The following is a 22,302-nucleotide window of genomic DNA, read 5'->3' as shown; positions in this document are numbered from 1 at the left end:
GAGCTTACGCATCATGGGGCCGTTTTCTCTCACCACGGCGGTGGTCGCCGCGTCATTGCTGGGCACAGTGGTGATTGACGTTGGCATGAACACGCTTCAGAACTGGTACGACACCTTCTACGCTGACGCCTTGTGGAGCAGCCGCCCGGTCAATGGCGAGCTTGACCGTCAGTTGAAGAAGGAAGAGGCCGAGATCGACAAGCTGATGCGCGAAGAAAATTTTGTCAGCGAGGAACCGGACGCCCGATGAGCCGACCGTCGTCATTGTCCCGCGCCAGCAGCGTCGCGGTCATCGCCCTAACGGTTGGCCTGTTGGGCGTCGCCGTCTGCAACCAGGCTGCCGCGCAAACCACGCGTCCCGCCGCTCCGGCCCCGGCGGCGGCTGAAGCCGTCCGGCTGGAGCCGTTGACGGGCGATTACGTCGCGGTCGGGCGGATCAATCTGCGCCAGCAGCCGAGCCAACAGGGCGCGCGGATTGGCCAGATCGATTCCGGCGCCAAGGTTGTCGTCACCGGCAAGGTGGTCGATTCGCCCTGGTACGCGGTGACTCGCGAGGACGGTCGGCGCGGTTATGTCTTCGCTGACCTGTTGCGCCCGGTGGATCCGCCAGCGGTTCCGGCGCCATCCGCCCCAGCGGCTCCCACGCCTGTCGCGGAGGTCGCTCCGATGGCGCCCGTGCCTCCTCCCGTGCCGGAGGCCGCTCCGACGCCGCCACCAGCGCCCGCCGTCGCCCCGCAACCGGATCCGGTCGCGGCGGCGTTGAACGAGCGGCTGAACAGCATGGATTCGGCGCTGGCCGACATCCGCAAGCAGATCGGCGCTGGCCCGGCGGTGAAGGGGCTGGAGGAGCGCCAGCAAGCGTTGGAAAGCGCCATCGCCGCGCTGCGTAATGATGTGACTGGGTTGCGCGGCGCGGCGAGCGAGGGCGACAAGCCCGGCGGTTTCCTGGATCGCCTGATGGGGCTTCAGGACCAGATTTCAGCGCAAATCGCCGAGCAAAAGGCCGATTTGAAAAGCCTCGCCAAACGTCTGGACGAGGCCGAGGAATGGCTGAAGCCGGTCAAGGAATGGACCGACAAGACAATCAGCGACATGCGTCCGCCTGTTGGCTGGATGGAATGGCTGATGTCGGGGCCGACCGCCGCCTGGTCGTGGCTGAGCAATGGCTGGTGGTGGCAACCGCCCGCCGCCCCTGCGGCGACTGGGACGTCGGTGGCGCCGGTTTCGCCCCTGCGCCTTCCCGACTCACCCCCGCCCGCCCGCTCAACCATCATGGGGTGAGTGGGGCGGGTTTTCGGGTTTGGCTCTGCGGCAGATATGCCGACAGTTTGGACAGGGGCGCGAGCGCCGTAAGGCACGCGTCCCCTTCGCTTCCGGCACGCTCTGAATTTTGGCGCCTTACAAAGCCTTGCGGGCGTGCAGGCTGGTTCGGCGCACGATGGAGCGCGCCTCAACTTTCACGTTGCCGTTGCCGAACATCCGAAGAAACAAGGCGTTGAGTGAGGCGCTGCCGCTGACGGTCAAGGTGCCGGCGTCCACGTCGTCGGCGATGGTCAGGGGCGCCGCCTGCGCGCCCAGAAAGCCGTTTGGAAAGGCCTTGTCGAAGAAGCTGCGGATGTGGCCATCGCGTTGGGTGTCGAACATGACGCGCCCACCGGCCAGCGCCGCCGCGTCGACCGCCTGCGACAAGCGCGCCTGCACGGCGTAACCGCGCAGTGTGTCGACCGTGCAGCCAACCCCGACAATGATCGGCGCGATCAGCGCCAGAAACAAAATCAGTGCGACGCGCCGCCCCGTCCGCCGACCCTCGTGCCCACCATAGGGCAGGGGACGATAGACCAAGGTCATGCCGACCTCCCAAATGAATCAGGGGTGAAGAGTGGAATGATCGCGTGATGTGTCATGTTCTTAACATGGGATTTCGAGCGCGGGAACACGGAAATTTGACAAAATGACGGTCCAGGCTTCGCAGCCAATTGTGTCGTATTTTAGGCTTTACCCATAGCTCTTTCAGCCTATGGAACCAAGGCGAGGACGGCGGGCGCCGGATCGTGGCGGATGGGTCGCGTTCGTCTTTGTTCCCCCTTGCCGCTGCATGCTGGGTTGATTGGTCGTCCAAGCAGGTTCATGCGGGATTTGACCTTTGCGCTGTGCCTTCGCCGGTTTCCCCGGCTAAGGTTGGGCGGGATCACGGGAGCGGGGGAGACGGCCCGATGCTGGGCGGTGCGTGGCGGGTTGCGATGCTGGGGCTGGCGGTCGCCACAGCGGTGCTGACCGTTCTGGCGGTCGAACGGGTTTCGCAGGTCGGCGACGATCGGGCGGCCTATGCGCTGGACATGACGGCGGCGGGGTTGGGGCTTCTGGCGCTGTGGGTGACGTTTTCAAAGATGTCCCGGCATTTTCGCGATTTGGGTCGGCTGCGCGACGCCTTGTCGTCCGGGCGGCTGCGGTCCAGTGACGAGGTTTGGCTTGCCGGGCGGCATGACGAGGTGGGGCGTCTGGCCCATCTGGTCAGCGGGGCGGGGACGCGCGCGGATCGGGCCGTGCCGGGGCGTTCGGACAAAAGCCTGTCGGCGGTTTTGGCGTTGGCCGAGGAACCGCTTGTGCTGCTGGACGAGGGCGGGCGCATCGAGCGTCTGAACGCCGCCGCCGCCCGGTTGCTTGACGGTGGTGCGGAACCGGGCGGCGCGGAACCGGGCGGCGACATCGGCCAGTTCCTGACTCGCGCCGACCTGACCCGCGCCATCGAACGGGCGCGGGGGGCGGGGGAGGCGGTCACGGCGGTGCTGCGTCGCCTGGATGGCGTGGAATTGTCGGCACGAGTCGCCGATTTGGGCCTGAACGCCGGTATGGCCTTGGCGTTTCCCCTCCGTGGTCACGGCGTTCCGGCGGGAATCAGTGGAAAGCGGACGCTGACCTTCCGGTCGGCGGGCCATCCGATGCCGTTGGGCGACGATGATCCGCTGGCGGCCTTGCCCTTTGTCGTCCTGTGGGTGGCGACCGCCGGTCCCGAACCGGGGGACGGCGCGGTGGTGGCGGTTGGCACGATGCGGTTGGTTGGCGCTCGTGTCTTCCGCACGGTGTCGCTGTCGCTGCTGGTCGATCCGGTGGAACCAATCACCTCAGAAGCCACCCGTCGCCATGGGATCGACACGGAGCGGGTGGCGGGCGAGCGGCCCTTCGCCGCCGTCTGGCCAGCGGTTGCGGAAGCGTTGCACCATTGCGTGGTGGTCGGCGTTGGCGTCGATACGGCCTTGGCGGCTTTGTCGCGGGCCTGCGCCCAAGCGGGTTTGCCGCCCGTGACCGCGCCGACGCTGGATCTGGCGGCCTTGGCGGTTGGGCTGGAACCGTCGTTGGCGGGCGCGTCGCTCGACCAGATGGCGGCGCGGTTCGGGATCAAGGGCGCTCCGCCCGCCGCGTCGATGGCCGTTGACCCCTTTGCCCAGGTTCGCGTTCAGGCCGAGCTGGCCGCCGCGCTGCTGACCCGTCTGGACGAGCGCGGCGTCCTGACCCACCGACAGGCGCGGGAGCTGATTGCGGGAGGGGAGAAAGCGCCGGACGCGTGAGCGGCCGGAACGCGTCGCTCAAACGTTCGCGGCGATGCCCGTCGCGGCCATGCCCAAGGCCCACAGGCCGAAGGCGGCCAGGGCCACGCCGGTGCAATGGTTGAGCATCACCAAGCCCCGGTCGGAAATGCGGTGCCGCACCGCCGCCACCCCGGTGGACAGGGTGAACCACCACAGCGACGATCCCAGGAACACGCCCAGCACCAGGGTGGACGCCTCCACGTGATCCAGCGTGCCGCCCAGGCCGAAACCGGCGAAAATGGCGATGAAGGCCATGATGGTGGCCGGGTTGGTCAGAGTCAGCGACAGGCCGGTCATGAAGCCGCCGATCCAGGTCTTGCTGTCCGGGGCGGCGGCGGCCTCGCGCTCTTCGGCGTCGGGCTTCTGGTGGAAGGTGCGGACGGCGACGATCAGCAGAAAAACGCCGCCGACCAGTTGGAAGGCGATTTCATGCCCGCGCAGAAAGCTGAGCGCGTTGGACACGCCAAAGGCGGCGATGGCGCCGTAAAAGGTGTCGGCGATGGCCGCGCCAAACCCGGTGAAAAACCCCATCAGCGGCCCGTGCTGAAGCGTGCGGCGGATGCACAGAAGACCAATCGGCCCGACGGGCGCGGCGATGGCGAACCCAAGGACGATCCCTTGCATCAGCACCCACAAGCCTTGCACCGAGCGTCGCCCCCATTCCAAGATTTGCGTCGCGGCGACGATTGGACGCGTCGGCCTTCGGCGCGGTCATAAACGCCCCGGCCTCATCCGTCAACCGGGGGCGGTCCCGATTCAACAGGAATGACCGCGCGTTTCTTTGTTGTGCGAATTGATGGGGCGGTTATCCTTTCGGTCAGGTTTCGACATCCCGGAGTGAATGAACCATGACGACTCGTGTTCTTGCGGCGCTGCTGGCCGGTTCGGCTTTGGGCGCGTCGGCGGCGTTGACGGCGCTGCCGGTCCAGGCCGATGATTTCGCTCCGGCGGTGGTCTTCGATCAGGGCGGCAAGTTCGACAAGTCGTTCAACGAGGCCGCCTACAATGGGGCCGAACGGTTCAAGAAAGAAACCGGGACCGCCTACCGCGAGTTCGAGATCACCAACGAAGGCCAGCGCGAGCAGGCGATGCGCACGCTGGTGCGCCGTGGCGCGTCGGTGATCGTCGCCGTCGGCTTCTCGCAGACCGCCGCCGTGGAAAAGGTCGCCAAGGAATCGCCCAACACGAAATTCTGCCTGATCGACGACAAGCTCGACGCCCCGAACGTCCAGTCGGTGACGTTCAAGGAGCATGAGGGTTCCTTCCTGGTCGGCATGGCGGCGGCGCTCGTCTCCAAAAGCGGCAAGGTCGGCTTCATCGGCGGCATGGACATTCCGCTGATTCGCAACTTCCTGACCGGCTACGAGCAGGGCGTGAAGCATGTCGCCGCGTCGGACGAGGTGTTCACCAACATGACCGGCACCACCCCGGCGGCCTGGAACGATCCGACTCGCGGCGCGGAGCTGGCCAAGAGCCAGTTCGGGCGCGGGGCCGACGTGGTGTTCGCGGCGGCGGGGGCCACCGGCCTTGGCGTGCTTCAGGCGGCGGCGGATTCGGGCAAGCTCGGCATCGGCGTGGACAGCAACCAGAACCACGTCCACCCCGGCAAGGTGCTGACCTCGATGGTCAAGCGGGTGGACGTCGTCGTTTATGACTGCATGAAGACGGCCAAGGATGGCTCGTGGAAGCCCGGCCACCGCGTGGTTGGCCTGAAGGAGGATGGGGTCGGCTACGCGCTCGACGCCAGCAACCGCCCGCTGATTTCCGCCGACATCGAAAAGAAGCTGGAGGAGGCCAAGGCGCAGATCATCGGCGGCACGCTGGCGGTGAAGCCGTACCAGCCCTGAGGCGCGGCGCTCCATGTCGGATTCCCATAAGGCGGCGCCGCCGCCCGCGCTGGAGACGGTCGCGGTCAACAAGTGGTTCGGCGCCAATCACGCCAACCGCGACGTGTCGCTGTCGGTTCCCAAGGGCAGCATCCACGGCGTGATCGGCGAGAACGGGGCTGGCAAGTCGACGATCATGAGCATCGTCTACGGCTATCTCCGCGCCGATGGCGGCGACATCCGGGTGAACGGACGATCCGTCGCCATCCGCAGCCCGCGCGACGCGCTGGGCGTCGGCATCGGCATGGTCCATCAGCACTTCATGCTGGTGGACCCGTTCAGCGTGCTGGAAAACGTCCTGCTGGGGGCGGAGGGGGGCGTCACCCTGTCCGCCGGGCTGGAGCGGGCGCGGGTTGAGCTGACTCGGCTGGCCAAGGATTACGGGCTGGAGGTCGATCTTGATTGCCCGGTCGGCGATCTGCCGGTCGGGGCGCAGCAGCGCGTCGAGATCCTCAAGGCGCTCTATCGCGGCGCCGAGATCCTGATTCTTGACGAACCCACCGGCGTCTTGACCCCGCAGGAGGTCGATCACCTGTTCACCATCCTGCGAGCGCTGCGCCAGCAGGGCAAGACGGTCATCATCATCACGCACAAGCTGCGCGAGATCATGGCCCTGACCGACCATGTCACGGTGATGCGGCGCGGGCAGGTGGTCGCCAACGTCGCCACCCGCGACACCAGCCGGGAGCAACTGGCCGAGCTGATGGTCGGGCGCAAGGTTCTGCTGCGGGTGGACAAGACCCCGGCGCGGCCCGGCGCCGAAGTTCTGCGCGTTGAGGGCTTGCGGGTCCGCGATCCGTCGGGCGTCGAGCGGGTCAAGGGCGTCGGGCTGACCGTGCGGGCGGGCGAAATCGTCGGCATCGCTGGCGTTTCGGGCAACGGCCAGTCGGAGTTGCTGGAGGCGCTGGCGGGCATGCGCCCGATCCTGGCCGGGTCGGTGCGGCTGCGGGGGGAGGAGTTGGCCGGGCGTTCCGACCGCTTCAACGCCCACGCCCTGCGCCGTCTGGGCGTCGGCCACATCCCGGAGGACCGCCAGAAGGTCGGGCTTGTCACCAGCTTTTCGGCGGAGGAATGCTCAATCCTCGGTTTCCATGACGATCCGGCCTGGAACGGTCGGGTTCTGTTGGACCGTTCCGCCGTCACCGCCAACTGCGCGGCGCAGATGGAGGCCTACGACACCCGCCCGCGCAACGGCGCTTTGAACGCCGCCAACTTCTCCGGCGGCAACCAGCAAAAGATCGTCCTGGCCCGCGAGATCGAGCGGAACCCCGATCTGCTGCTGGTCGGCCAACCGACGCGCGGCGTGGACATCGGCGCCATCGAGTTCATCCACCGGCGGCTCGTCGCCCTGCGCGACCAGGGCAAGGCGATTTTGCTGGTGTCGGTCGAACTGGACGAAATCCGCGCGCTGTCGGACCGCATCCTGGTGATGTTCGACGGAAATCTGGTGGGCGAGGTCGCGCCCGACCAAGCGGACGAGACGCGGTTGGGCATGATGATGGCGGGTTGCGGGTAGGGGGCGGACGCCCTGGCCCCCTCCCTAACCCTCCCCCGCGCGGGCGCGGGAGAGGGGACTGATAGGCGCTTCAATCAAGCTCCCTCTCCCGCGTCAGCGGGGGAGGGTTGGGGAGGGGGCAACGCGCGCCCCTTCCAAAATCACTTCGCGAACAACTGCCCCAGATCGGCGAAGGCCTTGAACTCCAGGGCGTTGCCCGCCGGGTCCAGGAAGAACATCGTCGATTGCTCGCCGACCTGACCCTTGAAGCGGGTGTAGGGTTCGATGACGAATGTGACGCCCGCCGCGCGCAGCCGTTCGGCCAGCGCGTCCCAATCCGCCGGGGACAGGACGACGCCGAAATGCGGCACCGGCACATCGTGGCCGTCCACCGGGTTGTGGTGCGCGCCCGGCGCGTTGTCGTCGCGCGGCTTCAGATGGGCGACGATCTGGTGGCCGTACAGGTTGAAGTCGATCCATTGATCGCTGCTGCGCCCTTCCGGGCAACCCAGAACGGTGCCGTAGAACTGGCGGGCGACGGCCAGATCATCGACCGGGAACGCGATGTGAAAGGGCGTCACGTTGCTCATGGGTGGGGTCTCGCTCTGGCTGGTGAATGGCTGAGGTCGTCAGCAAAACCCATCCGTTCGGGGTTGACAAACGAGTTCTTGGGCGGCTGTCTATGAGTTGAACTCATGAATTGCCCACAGCCATGGCCGACCGCTCCCTGCCGTCCCTGAACGCCGTCCGCAGCTTCGTCGCGGTCGCCCGTCATCTCAGCTTCACCAAGGCCGCCGTTGACCTGTCGGTCACGCAGGGCGCGGTGAGCCGGATGATGCAGACCCTGCACGCCGATTTGGGGGTGGAGCTGTTCCGCCGCGTCGGGCGGGGGATCGAGCTGACCCCGTCGGGCGAGGCCTTTTACGCCGAAGCCTCGCAGGCGCTCGACCGCATCGCGGCGGCGGCGCGGGCGGTGCGCCAGCAGGATGGCGGGGTGCTGCGGGTCAGCGCGCTGCCGACGCTGGCGCAACGCTGGCTGGTGCCGCGCCTGAAGGGCTTTCAGGCCGAAAATCCCGACATTCTGGTCGATGTCAGCGTCAGCGAGCACAACGTCGATTTCTCCAAGGAGCCGTTGGACGTCGCCATCCGATTCGGCGTCGATGGCTGGGCTGGAGCCGTTTCGACGCCGCTGATGGCGGAAACCATCGGCGTGTTCTGCGCGCCATCCTTGCTGGAGCAGGGGCCGCCGCTGCGCCACCCGTCGGACTTGGCCAAGCACCGGCTGTTGCAGCACACGACGCGGCCCGATTCCTGGCGCGGCTATCTGGGGGCCTTCGGCCTGACGCTGCCGGATTCAGCGCTGTCGCTGGGCTTCGAGCATTTTTTCATGATTATCGAGGCGGCCTCGGCGGGGATGGGGGTGGCGCTGCTGCCGATCTTTCTGGTGCAGGATGATTTGGCGTCGGGGCGGTTGGTCCAACCCTTTTCCGAAACGCTGCGCCAGCGCGGCAGCTACTTCATCGCGCACGCCCCGGGCGCGGAGCGGGCGCGGCGGATCCGCCAGTTCAAGGGGTGGCTGCTGTCGCAGATCGACTGACGGCGGCGTCTTGTAAAATCGTTGGCGCGCTGACGGATCGACGGTTAAGACTCCACGACGGTCATTCTTCGTCGGGGGCGCATGGTGCAAAGCGGGTCAGGGCATAGGCAACTGGGGGGTCAGCCGGGCGCCGTGCCGGGCTGGGTTGGGTACGCGCTGTTGCCGCTGTTGAACCTCGTCGCCGCCTTCGCGCTGTCGGGGCTGGTGATTCTGGTCATCGGCGAGAATCCGATCAACGTCCTGTCGCTGATGCTGACGGAGGCCGTCGGCTATCCCGAGGCCATCGGCTACACGCTCTATTACACGACCGATTACATCTTCACCGGCTTGGCGGTCGCCATAGCCTTTCACTGCGGCCTGTTCAACATCGGCGGCGAGGGGCAGGCCTATCTGGGCGGCTTGGGCGCCGGTCTGGTGGCGTTGGCGCTGACTGGCTGGCCTTGGCCGATTGTGGCGGTGTTGGCCATCGCCGCGTCGGCGCTGTTGGGCGCGGCCTGGGCCTTCATCCCGGCGTGGCTTCAGGCCAAGCGCGGCAGCCACATCGTCATCACGACGATCATGTTCAACTTCATCGCCGCGTCGGTGATGACCTATCTGCTGGTGGACGTGCTGATCCGTCCGGGCAGCCAATCGCCGGAAACCCGCGAGTTCGATCCCGGCGTCTGGTTGCCGTCGATGGAGCGCGCCCTGGGCTGGATCGGCGTGACGGTCCCGGCCTCCCCGCTCAACCTGTCCTTTTTGTGGGCGCTGGCCTGCTGCGCGCTGTTCCAGATTTTCCTGCGCCACACCCGTTGGGGGTATGAGCTGCGGACGGTCGGGCGGAACGAGCGGGCGGCGGTCTATGCCGGGATTTCGCCGTCGCGCAACATCATCATCGCCATGCTGATTTCCGGCGCGTTGGCCGGCTTCGTCGGGGTGAACGAGATTCTCGGCGTGCAGCACCGCGTGATTTTGAACTTTACTGGCGGCGTCGGCTTCGTCGGCATCGCCGTCGCCCTGATGGGCCGCAACCACCCGATTGGCATCATCCTGGCGGCGCTGCTGTTCGGCGTTCTGGCGCAGGGCGGCGGACAGGTGTCCTTTGAATACCCCACGATCAACCGCGAGCTGGTGATGGTCATCCAGGGGCTGGTGATCCTGTTCGCCGGCGCCATGGAGAATCTGTTCAAGCCGCAGGTGGAGGCGCTGTTCCGCCGCCGAGCGGCGTCCGCCGAACCGGCGGCGGAAGCGGGGAGGGGCTGAGGCCATGGAGGATCTGTTTCTCCTGATCCTGCAATTGCTGGGCGCGACCATTCGGGTGGCGACGCCGCTGGTTCTGGCCGCCTTCGCCGGGATGTATTGCGAGCGGGCAGGCGTGGTCGACATCGGGCTGGAGGGCAAGATGCTGGCCGGGGCCTTTTTCGCCGCCGCCGCCGCCGCGTCCACGGGCAGCCCGTGGCTTGGCCTGCTGGCGGCGATGGCGGCGGGGATCGCGCTGGCGCTGATCCACGGCTTCGCCTGCGTCACCCACAACGGCAATCAGGTGGTGTCGGGCATGGCGATCAATATTTTGGTCGCCGGTCTGGCCCCGACGCTGGCCTACGCCTGGTTCAAGCAGGGCGGGCAAACGCCGTTGCTCCCGGCCTCGGCCCGGCTGCCGTCCGTCCAGATGCCGGGCGTCGAGGCGATCAACGGCGTGCCGGTGCTGGGGTCGATTTACCGCGAGCTGATCGACGACACCAATGTGTTGATTTGGGTGACGCTGCTGATCGTGCTGGCCACGCAATGGGTGCTGTACCGCTCGCGCTTTGGCCTGCGGCTGCGCGCGGTGGGGGAAAATCCGGCGGCGGTGGAAACCGCTGGCATTTCCGTCACACGGCTGCGCTATCAGGCTTTGATCGTGACGGGGGCGCTGACCGGCATGGCCGGGGCCTATCTGTCCACCGGCCATGGGGCGGGGTTCGTGCGGGACATGACGGCGGGCAAGGGCTATCTGGCGCTGGCGGCGTTGATCTTCGGCAAATGGCGACCGGGGCCGACCCTGTTCGCCTGCCTGCTCTTCGCCTTCACCGACGCGGTGCAGGTGCGCTTGCAGGGCGTGCCGCTGCCCGGAATCGGCGTCATCCCGGTGCAGTTCATCCAGATGCTGCCCTATCTGCTGACCGTGCTGCTGCTGGCCGGTTTCGTCGGCAAGGCCATCGCCCCGAAGGCGAGCGGCGTCCCCTATGTCAAGGAGCGGTGAGACGATGGCCGAGTTGGCCCCCCTGATGGACTCCCTGATTGACGCCGCTCGCGCGGCGCGGCTGAACGCCCACGCGCCCTATTCGCGCTTCAAGGTCGGGGCGGCGATTCTGGGCGAGTCCGGGCGGGTTTTCGTCGGCGCCAATGTTGAAAACGCCGCCTACCCGCAGGGGCAATGCGCCGAAAGCTCGGCCATCGGCGCGATGGTCGCGGCGGGGGACCGGCGCATCCGCATGATCGTGGTGATGGGCGGCGAGCCGGCCGACCCGCTGTGCACGCCCTGCGGCGGTTGCCGCCAGCGCATCCGCGAATTCGCCGCGCCCGACACGCCGATCCATGTCTGCGACGCGGCGGGGCTGCGGCAAAGTTTTGTGTTGGAGGTTCTGTTGCCGCAGTCGTTCGGCCCTGACAACTTGACGTTTTGACCCCGGAGGCTTGAACCATGACCGCTGACCGCGCCGCTGCGGAACTTCTCCACCGCGCTCCGGGCCGTCGGCCACGGGTGGGAATTGTGCTCGGGTCCGGCCTGGGCGGGATCGCCGACCGCATCGCCGATTCCGTCGCCATTCCTTACGGCGATCTGCCGGGCTTTCCGGTTCCCAGCGTGTCGGGCCACGCCGGGCGGCTGGTGGTCGGCGGCCTGGGCGGGGTGGACGTCGCCTGCATGCAGGGCCGGGTTCACGCCTATGAGGGCAACGGCTTCGACGCGCTGCGCACGGCGATCCGGGCGCTGAAGCGGGCTGGCTGCGACACGCTGATCCTGACCGCCGCCGTCGGCTCCCTGCGTTTGGAGGTGGGGCCGGGCCGTCTGATGGCGATCACCGACCATCTCAATCTGCTGGGCGCGAACCCGCTGACCGGCCCGAACGACGAGTCCTTTGGCGACCGTTTCCCCAGCATGACCGACGCTTGGGATCCCGCCTTGCGCGCCCTGTTGAAGGACGTCGCGGCGGGGCAGGGGCTGGATCTGGCGGAGGGGGTTTACGCCGCCTACGCCGGGCCGTCCTTTGAGACTCCCGCCGAGGTGCGGATGATGCAACGGCTGGGGGCCGACGCGGTCGGCATGTCCACGGTTCCCGAATGCGTCATCGCCCGCCATTGCGGGTTGCGCGTGGTCGGTTGCGCCGTCGTCACCAACCTCGGGGTCGGCCTCAGCGACGGGCCGGTCGATCACCACCAGACGCTCAGCGCCGCGTCCGCCGCCGCCGCCGATCTGGAACGGCTGCTGGTCGGTTTCCTGGAACGGCTTCACGAACAGGATGGACCCCGGTCATGAAACTGTCCGCCGAGTTGCAACAGGCGCTCGACGCCGTGGCGGACGCGCCGTCCGACGCCGCTGGCGCGCGCCGGGCCATCGGAATGCTCGACCTGACCAGCCTGAACGACGACGACACCGACGCGGCGGTTGAGGCGTTGTGCGCCCGCGCCGACACGCCCGCCGGGCCGGTCGCGGCGGTCTGCGTCTGGCCGCGCTTCGTCGCCACCGCGCGCAAGGCGCTGGACGGCGGGCCGATCCGCGTCGCCACCGTGGTGAATTTCCCGACCGGGGAGGCCGACGCGGCCAGCGTCGTGGCGGAAACGCGCGCGGCCATCGCCGACGGCGCGCATGAGATCGACGTGGTGTTGCCCTACCGCGCTTACATCGACGGCGCGCGCACCCAGCCGGTGGCGCTGCTGAAAGCCTGCCGCGAGGCCTGCGGCGACCAGGCGCTGATGAAGGTCATCCTGGAATCGGGCCAGTTTCCCGACGCCGATCTGCTGGGCTGGGCGTCGCGCGACGCCATCGCGGCGGGGGCTGATTTCCTGAAGACCTCCACCGGCAAGACGCAACCGGCGGCGACCTTGGACGCGGCGGCGGTGATGCTGGACAGCATTTATGAATCCGGCAAGTCGGTCGGCTTTAAGGCGGCGGGCGGCATCCGCGACGCCGCCGAGGCGGCGGTTTTTCTGGCGCTGGCCGACCATCTGCTGGGCGAGGGCTGGGCGACGCCGCAGACTTTCCGCTTTGGCGCGTCGAGCCTGCTGGACGCGCTGCTCGACACGGCGGGTTTTGGCGGCGCGGCGGCGGCGCCCGCTGCGGGCTATTGAGAGAGAAAAGGGCGGGGCGGATGCTTCCTCAAGAAATCGTTCGGGCCAAACGCGACGGTGTGGCGCTCGACGCCGAGACCATTCAGGCCTTCGTGCGCGGCATCACCGACGGGTCGGTGACGGAAAGCCAGGCGTCGGCCTTCGCCATGGCGGTGTTTTTTCGGGGCATGGATCTGGGCGAACGGGTGGCGCTGACCCGCGCCATGCGCGATTCCGGCACGGTGATGGATTGGCGCGGCCTGAACCTACCCGGCCCGGTGATCGACAAGCATTCCACCGGCGGCGTCGGCGACAAGGTCAGCCTGATGCTGGCGCCGATGCTGGCGGCCTGCGGCGGCTTCGTGCCGATGGTGTCGGGGCGGGGGCTGGGCCACACCGGCGGCACGCTCGACAAGTTCGAGGCGATCCCCGGCTATCAGGCCAAGCCCGACAATGACCTGTTGCGCAAGGTGGTGAAGGAGGTTGGCTGCGCGGTGATCGGCGCCACCGACGACATCGCCCCGGCGGACAAGCGGCTCTACGCCATCCGCGACGTGACGGCGACGGTGGAATCGCTGGACCTCATCACCGCGTCGATCCTGTCGAAGAAGCTGGCCGCCGGGCTGGACGCGCTGGTGATGGACGTCAAGTTCGGCTCCGGCGCCTTCATGCAGCGTTTTGAGGACGCGGAGGCGCTGGCTGAGAGCATCGTCACCGTCGCGGTCGGCGCGGAGTTGCCCGCCGTCGCCCTGCTGACCGACATGAACGAGGTGTTGGGCCACAGCGCGGGCAACGCGCTGGAAATGCGCGAATGCCTCGCCATCCTGCGCGGGGAACCCGCCGAGCCACGGCTGTATGAGGTCACGGCGCGGCTGGCGGCGGAGTTGCTGGCCCTGTGCAAGCTGGCCCCGGACGTGGCGACGGGCCGGGCGATGGCCGACCGGGCGATGACCAGCGGGCAGGCGGCGGAGCGTTTCGCCCGCATGGTCCACGCGCTGGGCGGGCCGTCGGACCTGTTGGAGAATCCCGACCGTTATCTGGACGTCGCGCCCGTGGTGCGCCCGGTTGTGGCCGAGCGGGTCGGGCGGGTCGCCGCCATCGACACCCGCGCCGTCGGCATGGCCGTCGTGGCGCTGGGCGGCGGGCGGACCAAGACGAGCGATCCCATCGACTTCGCCGTCGGCTTCGACACGGTGGCAGGGTTGGGGGCGGAGGTTGGGCCGGGCCGTCAGCCGCTCGCCATCGTCCACGCCCGCACGGAGGCGATGGCCGACGAGGCGGAGCGCCGCCTGCGCGCCGCCTTCACGGTGGCGGACGCGGCGCCGCCGCGCGGGCCGTTGATCGCCAAGCGGATCTGACGGCGATGGCCGACATCGCCCTGGGCGTCCATCGGCGCGGCCATCTGCGGGCCATCGGCTTGGCGAGTTTGGGCTTTGGCCTGTTTTCGGCGGGCGACGCCGTGATGAAAATCATGGCCGGGGGCTATCCGCTGCCGCAGGCGGTGTTTTTCAACGCGTTGTTCTCCCTGATTCCCATCATCGGTATGGCGTTGTGGAGCGGCGGGCTGCGTCAGTTGGGGACGCGGCGGCCCGGGCTGCATCTGTTGCGCGCCACCCTGGGGCTTGTCACCGGCTACGCCGGGTATTTCGCCTTCGCCCGCATGCCGATGGCCGACGTATACGCGATTTTGTTCACCGCGCCGCTGGTCATCACCCTGCTGTCGGCCCTGCTGTTCGGCGAGCGGGTGGATTTTCGGCGTTGGTTGGCGGTGTTGGCGGGTTTCGCCGGGGTGCTGGTGATGAACCGGCCCAGCGCCGCCGGAATCATCAATGTCGGGGCGGTCGGCGCGGCGCTGTGCGCGCTGTGCTACGCCGCCTCGGCCCTCATCATTCGGCACAAGGGCCAGACCGAGCACGCGCTGACCTTTCCCTTTTACGCCAATCTGTTGGCCTTGCCGGTGCTGGGCGGCTTTCTGCCGTCGGTTTATGTCGCGCCGTCTTTTGAGGATTTCGCCTGGACGGCGGTGGGCGGGGTGCTGTCCGGGGTGGCGCTGACCTGCCTGTTGACCGCCTTCCGCAACGCCCCGTCGCCGGTGATCGCGCCCTTCCAATACTCGCAAATCCTGTGGGGCGTGCTGTTCGGCGCGCTGCTGTTCGGCGATTGGCCGGAACCAAAGCTGGCGGTCGGCTTGGCGTTGGTGATCGGCAGCGGCCTGTATCTGCTGCGCCGGGAGGCGCGCGACGCCACGGGTTGACGGATTGGCGGGTTGACGGATCGGCGAGCAAACGGCGCGCCGGGCAGACCTGCGGTGGCGGCATTGGGAAACGGTTTGGTTTGCCCATAATCTGTGCAGCCACATCCCGTTCAGGTCTGCGAGCCGTTTCATGTCCGACGCCGTCAAATGCGCCGATGGTCCATCCGCCGCCGCTCTGCCGATCCAGGCGGATTCGGTTCCCTACGCGGTCGGTTGCTTCCTCGCCTCCATCGTGCTGTTCGCGGCGATGGACACGCTGATCAAGTTTTTGGCGGCGAGCTTTCCGGTGCCGCAATTGATGTTCGTCCGCTCGGCGGTGGCGTTGCTGTTGATCGGCGGCTACGCCCTGACGCGGGGCGGCGGGGTGGCGTCGATGCGGACCCAGCGACCCTTGGCCCATGTCTGGCGGGCCTTCGCCGGGTTGATCTCCATGGGCTGTTTCTTTTATGCCTTCAAGCATCTGCCGCTGGCCGACGTCTATGTGCTGAATTTTGCCGGGCCGCTGTTCATCACCGCGCTGTCGGCCCCGCTGTTGGGGGAAAAGGTCGGCTGGCGCCGCTGGGGCGCCGTGGTGATCGGCTTTGGCGGCGTGGTGGTGATGGCGCAGCCCAGCAGCGGCGCGCCGACCTTTCCGGTGCTGGTCGGGCTGTGCGCGGCGCTGTTCTACGCCCTGTCGCTGCTGACGGTGCGCGGGCTGTCGAAGACCGAAACGGCGACCTCCATCGTCGTCTATCTGCTGCTGACGACGACGGTGGTCAGCGGCGCTCTGTCGATTCCGGTGTGGCTGGCCCCGACGGCGACCGAATTCGCCCTGATGGCGGCGGTCGGCGCGCTGGGGGCGGTGGCGCAGGTGTTGATTACCCAGGCGTTCCGCCGCGCCCCGCCCGCCGTGGTCGCGCCGTTCGAATACACCGGCATGGTCTGGGCCAGCCTGTTCGGCTATCTGGTGTTCGGCGATCTGCCGACGCCGCCGGTGATCGCCGGGGCGATGGTCATCATCGGCAGCGGCCTGTACATCCTGCACCGCGAAACGGCGGCGGCCAAACGATCCTCCGCCGTTTGACGGCGCGCTTGACAGGCCCAAGCGGGCGGCCACATTGTCGCCCGTCGTTTACGGCTGGGGTGCCTGCGGGGTCGCGGGCTGAGACACACCCATCGAACCTGATCTGGGTCATGCCAGCGAAGGGAGCCGACCGCGCCGACCATCCTCCGCCGTGACGCGGACGCGCGGCGCGGCCTCTCTCCGCCGGTTGGGAGGAGGCTTTTCGGATGCGGCGCTTGATTCCTCTTTTGGTTGGTCTGTTGGCGGCGGCGGGGCCGGCGCGGGCGGACGGCTTGTCCTTTCCCGTCCTCGTGCCGTTGACCGGCTTTTTGTCGTTGGAAGGCACCAGCCAGCGCAACGGCGCGCTGCTGGCGCTGAAGGAGGCCCCCGCCGGGCTGGTCGCGGCGTCGGAGGTGATCGACACCGGCACCTCGCCGGAGGCCGCCGTGACTGGGCTGGAGCGGGCGGCGGGCGGCGGCCCGGTCGGCGCGGTGGCCGCCAGCATGTTGGGCACCCAGATGTTGGCGATGCTGCCCTTGGCCGCTGAGCTGAAACTGCCGCTGGTCACGGTGTCGGGCACCGCGTCGATCACCGAACAGGGCAACCCCTGGGTCTTCCGCTTTTTCCCCGGCGACGCCGTGACCAAAACCGCCCACGCCCGCTATGTGGTGGAGGAGTTGAAGAAGACCCGCCCGGCGGTGATCTATCAGACCACGGCCTATGGCCAGAGCGGCAAAACCCATCTGGAGGCCGCCTTCCGCGCGCTGGGCGTCAACCCGGTGTTTCAGGAGGGGGTGGACCCGGCGGCCAAGGATTTGCTGCCGGTGCTGACCAAGGCGCTGTCGGCCAACCCCGACGTTTTGGTTCTGCATCTGCACGCCGGGCCGACCGCGCTGTTGCTGCGGCAGGCGGCGACCAGCGGCCTGAAAATCCCGGTGGTGGCCGGATCGGCGATGCATCAGCCAAGCACGGCGGCGCTGCTCGATCCCGCCGAGTTGAAGGGCGTTTGCGCGGAAACCGCCGCGTCGCCGGTGTCGGGCGGCAGCCCGGCGGTGGCGGCCTTCACCGAATCCTACCGCGCCGCCTTCGGCAAGGAGCCGGACGCCTTCGCCCTTGGCCAATATGACGGCATGCGAATGGTTCTGGCGGCGGTTCAGGCCGGGGCCAAGAGCGCCGACGACGTCCGCAAGGCGCTGGCCGCCGGGCGTCACGACGGGCTGGCGATGAGCTACGCCTCCGACGGCAAGGGCAACATGGCCCATTCCGCCGTGATCGTCTGTTACGACGGCAAGACGCGGATTCCGGCCCTGGTCAAACGCTACGACAACGTGACCGGCGTGGTGAAGTGAGGTGGAAACGGCGTTTCAGCTTCTGGTGAATGGTCTGGCGCTGGGGGCGGCCTACGCCCTGGTGGCGCTGGGCTTTGTGCTGGTGTTGAACGCCACCTCGGCGGTGAATTTCGCCCAGGGCGATCTGGTGATGGCGGGCGGGATGCTGGCGGTGGCGCTGGCCCCGCTCATCCCGCTGCCGGGGCTGGTTCTGCTGCCTGTGATTTTGTTGGTGATGGCCGGGCTGGGGCTGCTGCTGGCGCTGGTCGCTTATTTGCCGCTGCGCAACCGCCCGCCGGTCTCCGTCTTCATCAGCACCATCGCCGTCGGCATCATTTTGCAGAACGGCGCAGCGGTTCTGTTCGGCCCGGAACCGCGCGTCGCCCCGCCGCTGTTGGGCGACGGCGTGTTGCGGCTGGGCGGGGTGGCCGTGCCGGAGCAGTCGGTCGCCATCATCCTGGTGGCGGGGCTGTTGATCGGGGCGCAGCACATGATCTTCGCCCACACCCAGCTTGGCCGCCGCTTGCGGGCGACGGCGCAGGATCCCGAGATGGCGCGGGCCTGCGGCGTGCCGGTGACGCGGATGATTCTGGTGACGTTCGCCATCGGAACGGCCTGCGCCGGGGCGGCGGGGCTGTTGCTGGCCAACCGCTATTTCGTGACGCCGACGGCGGGCGGCGATTTGATCCTCAAGGCCTACATCGCGGTGACGGTTGGCGGTTGGGGGTCGGTTCCCGGCGCGGTGGTCGGCGCGCTGTTGATCGCGCTGTTCGAGGTGGGGGTGTCGTCGGTTTTCTCGTATCCGGTGGCGCTGGGGGCGCTGTACGGCGTCTTGCTGCTGATTCTGATGGTCCGACCGCAAGGGCTGTTCGGCGAAGCGGTGCGCCGCCGTGCGTGATCGACGGAACGCGCTGTTGCTGGCGGCGGCGCTGGCCGGGTTGGCCTACGCGCTGTTTTTCGCCTCGCCCTATGGCCTGCGGGTGCTGACGGTGGCCGGGGTCTACGCGCTGGCCGCCTTCGGTTTTCAGATCCTGTTCGGGCTGGGCGGGGCGCTGTCCATGGCGCAGGGCGCGTTTTTCGGGCTGGGCGCCTATGTGACCGGGATTTTGGGAAGCCGCTACGGGCTGGACGCCTCCGTCACCTTTCCGCTGTCCTTGCTGGCGCCGTTGCTGGTGGCGCTGCCGGTCGGTCTGGCGGTGTTGCGGCTGGAGTCCCATTACTTCGCCTTGGCGACCTTGGGCGTCGCGCAGGTCTTGCATCTTCTGGCGGTCAATCTGCCGGACCTCACCGGCGGGGCGAACGGCTTGCCGGGCGTTCCCGCCTTCGCGTTGTTCGGCTGGGTCGCGCCGCGCGGTCTGCCGATGGCGGCGCTGGTCTGGGGGGTGGCGGCGGTTGGCGGGCTGATCGGCTGGCGGCTGGCGCGCGGGCGGCTGGGCCGCTCCCTGGAGTTGGTGCGGGACGATCCGCTGGCGGCGGGCTGTCTGGGGCTGGACGTCGGGCGGCTGCGGCTGACCGCCTTCGCGCTGTCGGCGGTTTACGCCGGGGCGGCGGGGGCGCTGGCGGTTCACACCCAGCGGGTGGTGTCGCCGGAGGTGCTGGAATTCCCGGTCATGGTGACGATCCTGACCATCGCCGTGGTCGGCGGGCGTGGTCGGATGGTCGGCGCGGTGCTGGGAGCGCTGCTGCTGATTCATTTGCCGGAATGGTTCCGGGGGCTGGAGCGCAGCTATCTGATCGTCTATGGCGCGGCGCTGCTGCTGGCGATTCTGGTCGCGCCCAACGGTTTGACGGGCCTGCTGGAGCGGCTGTTCCCGCCGCCGCCGCGTGCCTTGCCCGACGCGGTGGAGCCGCCCGCCGGACCGCGCGCGACGGGGGAAATTTTGCGCGTCGAAGATCTCAGCAAATCCTTCGGTGGCGTGCGCGCGCTCGACGGCGTGTCGCTGAGCGTGCAAGCGGGCGCCATCGTCGGGCTGATCGGCCCGAACGGGTCGGGCAAGACGACGCTCATCAACGTGCTGTCGGGGCTGGAGCGCCCGGACGATGGGGCGGTGTGGATCGGCGGGCGCGACCGAACCGGCGCGCCGCCCGACCAGATCGCGCGCGCCGGTCTGGCCCGCAGCTTTCAGGCGGCGACCCTGCCGAACCACGCCAGCGTGCTGGAGGCGGTGGCCGCCGCCCGGCTGCCGTTCGACCGCAGCGTGGCGGAAGCCGAGGCGCACGCCCGTTGGGCGCTGGACCGTCTGGGCGCGGGCGATTTGGCGTTGCGGCCCTGCCATGGTTTGCCAGCGGCCTTGCGGCGGCGGGTGGAGTTGGCCCGCGCGCTGGCGCGCCGTCCGTCGGTTCTGCTGCTGGACGAACCGGCGGCGGGGCTGACCGACGCGGAAAAGGCCGATCTGGCCGCCCATCTGCGCCGCTTGGCGTGGGAGGGGATGGCGCTGCTGGTGGTCGAGCATGACATGGATTTCCTGCTGCCCCTGGTCGGCTGGGTGTTGTGCCTGGACCGTGGGCGGACGCTCTACGCCGGGCCGCCCGACGGCGCGCGCCGTGACGCCGCCGTGATCGCCGCCTATCTCGGCGGGCCAGCCGTTCGGGACGATTCCGACGACGAGGATGGGGCATGACCGCGTTGCTGTCGGTGGAGGGGCTGAGCGTCGTCTATGGCGGGGCGCTGGCGTTGGACGGCGTGTCGTTGACCCTGGCGGCGGGGGAGACGATGGCCGTGCTGGGGGCCAACGGCGCCGGCAAATCCAGCCTGCTGAAAGCGATCCTTGGCTTGGTCCCGGCCAGCGGCGTTGTGCGCTTTGCCGGGGAGGACGTCGCCGCCCTGCCGACCGAACGGCGGGTCGGGCGCGGTCTTGGCTATGTGCCGGAAGGGCGGCGGGTGTTCGCCGGTATGAGCGTGCGCGACAATCTGGAGGTCGCCGGGCTGTCCGACCGCCGCGCCCGCGCCCAGGACGTCGCCCGAATCTTCGCTCTGTTTCCTGATCTGGCGCGCAAAAGCGGCGAGGCGGCATGGCGGCTGTCGGGTGGGCAGCAACAGATGCTCAGCTTTGGCCGCGCCCTGATGGGCCGTCCGCGTCTTCTGCTGCTGGACGAGCCGTCGCTTGGTCTGTCGCCCAAGCTGGCGGCGGAGCTGTTCGCGGCGATCCAGGCGGTGGCGAACACCGGAACCGCCGTGCTGGTGGCCGAGCAGAGCGCCGCCCGCGCGCTGTCCATCGCGCCGCGCGCGCTGCTGTTGCGGTTGGGCCGGGTGGTGCGGGATGGGCCGGTTGGTGATCTTTCGGCAACGGTGTTGCACGATGCGTTCTTTGGGCTTTGACTTTCGGTCCCGGCGCGGCGGTTGCTCTTGCGGATAAAGACGCTCGCCGTTAGCTTCGCGGCCACAACCTGCCCATGGATTCCGCCCGATGACCGCCCGCTTCGCCGCCCCGTTGTCCGCCTTGTTTCTGTTGGGGACGGCGTCGTCCATGGCGTTGGCCGCGCAGTGGGGGGAGGCGCCGTGGGGCGGCGCGCAGGTGGCCGAACTGGTGCCGGTCGATCCAGAGCTGCCGCCGTCCGTCTATTATGGCGTGCCGTCCTCGGGAACGGAAATCGTGACGCCCGCCGCTCCGGCTGGGGCGCCGGACGCCAAGGACGCCGCGCCGGAAAAAACCGGCCCGGCGGAGTTGGTCGATGGCTGGGAAGGCGGCGCGGCCAAGGACAAGGACGGAAAATTCGCCTATTGCGTGGTGGAGGGGAATTTCACCTCCGGCCATGTGCTGATGATCGCGCGCAGCCAAAAGGGCGAAACCAATCTCGGCATCGGCATTCCCGGCGCGGAGTTGCCGCAGGGCGACCGCTGGCCGGTCAAGGTTGAAATCGACGGCAAGATCAAGCGCGAGCGGGTCGCCGTCGCCTCGCAAACCGACATGCTGGTGATTCCCAGCGGCAAGGACGAGGAATTCGTCAACGCCCTGATGACCGGCAAGGAACTGGTGGTCACGTCCTCGTCCGACCGCATCACCTTCCTGCTCAAAGGCACCAAGAAGGTGCTGAACGATCTGAAGAACTGCGTGGACAAGGGCGGCAACGTGCCGCCGATCAAGACCTCCACCGGCAAGCCCCCGGCGGGAACGCCGCCCGCCGCCCGCCTGCCGGAGGGGTTGGCCAGCCTGCTCGCCGCCGCTGGCGTGCGCGACGCCGAAATGGTGCCGCTGGACAAGATCCCGGCGGACCAGCGCCCGGCGGATGTGGCGTGGCGATTCGGCCCGCTGGTCGGCGGCATCCGCGAGCGGGTGGCCGGGGAAGGGGCCAAGCTGGACGATCTGTCGAACAGCTTCGCCGAATCGATGAAGGCGCGCTGCGAAGGCACCGGCACGATCACCCTGAACAACAGCGAACAAGCCGGGTCGATCACCCTGCGCACCGGCGCCGTCGATTGCGCGCTGAAGCAGCAGACGCTGCATGTCGGCCTGACCTTCATGCTGTCGCAGGGTCGGCTGTTCACCGTGCTGTTCCACGAATCGGCGGAACGCGACGCCGGGCTGGCCGACAAGGTGCGCGACAACCTGACTCAGGTGCTGCGCAAGGCCGGAACCGCGCCCGCCCCGGCGACGAACGGTCCCGCTACGAACGGTCCCGCCGCCGCCCCGGCGGCCAACGCGACGCCGACGGATGGCGCCGCCAATCCGGTTGCGGCCCCAACCGCCCCGGCCCAAACTCCGGCTCCGGCTCCGGCTCCGGCTCCGGCTCCCGCCGCCCCGACGCCTGTTCCGGCTCCGACGCCCGCGCCTGCCACTCCGGCGAAGCCCACGCCGCCGCTGCCCGGTCGGAAGCCCTGAGGATAG

Annotated in this window: 22 protein-coding genes and 1 riboswitch; of the genes, 19 read left to right on the top strand and 3 right to left on the bottom strand. The window is 68.4% G+C overall.

The features are described from left to right. Nucleotides 1-13: 13 nt before the first annotated feature. Together D3877_RS05825 and D3877_RS05820 are read left to right on the top strand one after the other, a co-directional pair. Nucleotides 14-250 carry a hypothetical protein gene (locus D3877_RS05825; RefSeq protein WP_119829763.1) on the top strand — a complete coding sequence of 79 codons (237 nt, stop codon included), beginning with the start codon at nt 14-16 and terminating at the stop codon, nt 248-250. Next, nucleotides 247-1,281: an SH3 domain-containing protein gene (locus tag D3877_RS05820; protein ID WP_119829762.1), complete on the top strand. Its 1,035-nt coding sequence runs from the start codon at nt 247-249 to the stop codon at nt 1,279-1,281. The genes D3877_RS05825 and D3877_RS05820 overlap by 4 nt, the downstream gene beginning before the upstream one ends. 117 nt (nt 1,282-1,398) lie before the next feature. Here the strand turns inward: D3877_RS05820 and D3877_RS05815 are convergent, their stop codons facing one another. Then, nucleotides 1,399-1,848, bottom strand: coding sequence for a Tad domain-containing protein (locus D3877_RS05815; RefSeq protein WP_119829761.1), 450 nt, complete (start codon nt 1,846-1,848; stop codon nt 1,399-1,401). 365 nt (nt 1,849-2,213) lie between these two features. On the opposite strand from D3877_RS05815, the gene D3877_RS05810 reads away from it, so the two are divergent. Continuing rightward, nucleotides 2,214-3,566, top strand: coding sequence for an exonuclease domain-containing protein (locus D3877_RS05810; protein WP_119829760.1), 1,353 nt, complete (start codon nt 2,214-2,216; stop codon nt 3,564-3,566). A gap of 18 nt (nt 3,567-3,584) precedes the next feature. On the opposite strand, the gene D3877_RS05805 is transcribed toward D3877_RS05810, so the two are convergent. Further along, nucleotides 3,585-4,211, bottom strand: a complete 627-nt coding sequence (locus D3877_RS05805; protein ID WP_238474744.1) for a LysE family translocator — start codon at nt 4,209-4,211, stop codon at nt 3,585-3,587. A 224-nt stretch (nt 4,212-4,435) separates the two neighbouring features. Between D3877_RS05805 and D3877_RS05800 the strand changes: the two genes are divergently transcribed. Together D3877_RS05800 and D3877_RS05795 are read left to right on the top strand one after the other, a co-directional pair. After that, the gene (locus D3877_RS05800; RefSeq protein WP_119829758.1) at nt 4,436-5,434 is read left to right on the top strand and encodes a BMP family lipoprotein; all 999 of its coding nucleotides are present in this window, start codon (nt 4,436-4,438) and stop codon (nt 5,432-5,434) included. 13 nt (nt 5,435-5,447) lie between these two features. Continuing rightward, on the top strand, nt 5,448-6,989 hold the full coding sequence (locus D3877_RS05795) for an ABC transporter ATP-binding protein (RefSeq protein ID WP_119829757.1): 1,542 nt from the start codon (nt 5,448-5,450) through the stop codon (nt 6,987-6,989). A gap of 140 nt (nt 6,990-7,129) precedes the next feature. Here D3877_RS05795 and D3877_RS05790 read toward each other — a convergent pair whose 3' ends face one another. Next, complete coding sequence (locus D3877_RS05790; RefSeq protein WP_119829756.1) at nt 7,130-7,558, bottom strand: VOC family protein; 429 nt, start codon at nt 7,556-7,558, stop codon at nt 7,130-7,132. Nucleotides 7,559-7,680: 122 nt separating this feature from the next. Between D3877_RS05790 and gcvA the strand changes: the two genes are divergently transcribed. From gcvA to D3877_RS05720, 14 genes are all read left to right on the top strand, one after another. Continuing rightward, nucleotides 7,681-8,565: a transcriptional regulator GcvA gene (gene gcvA, locus D3877_RS05785; RefSeq protein WP_119829755.1), complete on the top strand. Its 885-nt coding sequence runs from the start codon at nt 7,681-7,683 to the stop codon at nt 8,563-8,565. 81 nt (nt 8,566-8,646) lie between these two features. Next, on the top strand, nt 8,647-9,807 hold the full coding sequence (locus D3877_RS05780; RefSeq protein ID WP_119829754.1) for an ABC transporter permease: 1,161 nt from the start codon (nt 8,647-8,649) through the stop codon (nt 9,805-9,807). A gap of 4 nt (nt 9,808-9,811) precedes the next feature. Then, entirely contained in the window at nt 9,812-10,786 is a 975-nt protein-coding gene (locus D3877_RS05775; RefSeq protein WP_199720701.1) for an ABC transporter permease, read from the top strand. A gap of 4 nt (nt 10,787-10,790) precedes the next feature. Next, nucleotides 10,791-11,210 carry a cytidine deaminase gene (gene cdd / locus D3877_RS05770; protein WP_238474743.1) on the top strand — a complete coding sequence of 140 codons (420 nt, stop codon included), beginning with the start codon at nt 10,791-10,793 and terminating at the stop codon, nt 11,208-11,210. Between the two features lie 17 nt (nt 11,211-11,227). After that, nucleotides 11,228-12,061 carry a purine-nucleoside phosphorylase gene (locus D3877_RS05765; protein ID WP_119829752.1) on the top strand — a complete coding sequence of 278 codons (834 nt, stop codon included), beginning with the start codon at nt 11,228-11,230 and terminating at the stop codon, nt 12,059-12,061. After that, complete coding sequence (deoC, locus tag D3877_RS05760) at nt 12,058-12,873, top strand: deoxyribose-phosphate aldolase (RefSeq protein ID WP_119829751.1); 816 nt, start codon at nt 12,058-12,060, stop codon at nt 12,871-12,873. The genes D3877_RS05765 and deoC overlap by 4 nt, the downstream gene beginning before the upstream one ends. A 20-nt stretch (nt 12,874-12,893) precedes the next feature. Continuing rightward, nucleotides 12,894-14,210: a thymidine phosphorylase gene (deoA, locus tag D3877_RS05755; protein WP_119829750.1), complete on the top strand. Its 1,317-nt coding sequence runs from the start codon at nt 12,894-12,896 to the stop codon at nt 14,208-14,210. A gap of 5 nt (nt 14,211-14,215) precedes the next feature. Then, a complete protein-coding gene (locus D3877_RS05750; RefSeq protein ID WP_119829749.1) occupies nt 14,216-15,106 on the top strand; it encodes a DMT family transporter in 891 nt (296 codons plus the stop codon). Between the two features lie 130 nt (nt 15,107-15,236). Further along, a complete protein-coding gene (locus D3877_RS05745) occupies nt 15,237-16,169 on the top strand; it encodes a DMT family transporter (RefSeq protein ID WP_119829748.1) in 933 nt (310 codons plus the stop codon). A gap of 45 nt (nt 16,170-16,214) precedes the next feature. Beyond that, a riboswitch (TPP riboswitch) is annotated at nt 16,215-16,311 on the top strand. Between the two features lie 64 nt (nt 16,312-16,375). After that, nucleotides 16,376-17,497: an ABC transporter substrate-binding protein gene (locus D3877_RS05740; protein ID WP_119829747.1), complete on the top strand. Its 1,122-nt coding sequence runs from the start codon at nt 16,376-16,378 to the stop codon at nt 17,495-17,497. A gap of 1 nt (nt 17,498) precedes the next feature. Then, complete coding sequence (locus D3877_RS05735) at nt 17,499-18,374, top strand: branched-chain amino acid ABC transporter permease (protein WP_119829746.1); 876 nt, start codon at nt 17,499-17,501, stop codon at nt 18,372-18,374. Beyond that, on the top strand, nt 18,367-20,097 hold the full coding sequence (locus D3877_RS05730) for a branched-chain amino acid ABC transporter ATP-binding protein/permease (protein WP_119829745.1): 1,731 nt from the start codon (nt 18,367-18,369) through the stop codon (nt 20,095-20,097). The genes D3877_RS05735 and D3877_RS05730 overlap by 8 nt, the downstream gene beginning before the upstream one ends. Continuing rightward, nucleotides 20,094-20,795 carry an ABC transporter ATP-binding protein gene (locus tag D3877_RS05725; RefSeq protein WP_119829744.1) on the top strand — a complete coding sequence of 234 codons (702 nt, stop codon included), beginning with the start codon at nt 20,094-20,096 and terminating at the stop codon, nt 20,793-20,795. The genes D3877_RS05730 and D3877_RS05725 overlap by 4 nt, the downstream gene beginning before the upstream one ends. 88 nt (nt 20,796-20,883) lie before the next feature. Beyond that, nucleotides 20,884-22,296, top strand: a complete 1,413-nt coding sequence (locus tag D3877_RS05720; RefSeq protein ID WP_119829743.1) for a hypothetical protein — start codon at nt 20,884-20,886, stop codon at nt 22,294-22,296. The last annotated feature ends 6 nt before the right edge of the window (nt 22,297-22,302 follow it).

This window comes from Azospirillum cavernae (genome assembly GCF_003590795.1).
GTDB classification, from domain to species: Bacteria; Pseudomonadota; Alphaproteobacteria; order Azospirillales; family Azospirillaceae; genus Azospirillum; species Azospirillum cavernae.
The sequence above is the reverse complement of the archived record's forward strand: the minus strand, read 5'-3'. Positions and strand labels throughout refer to the sequence as shown.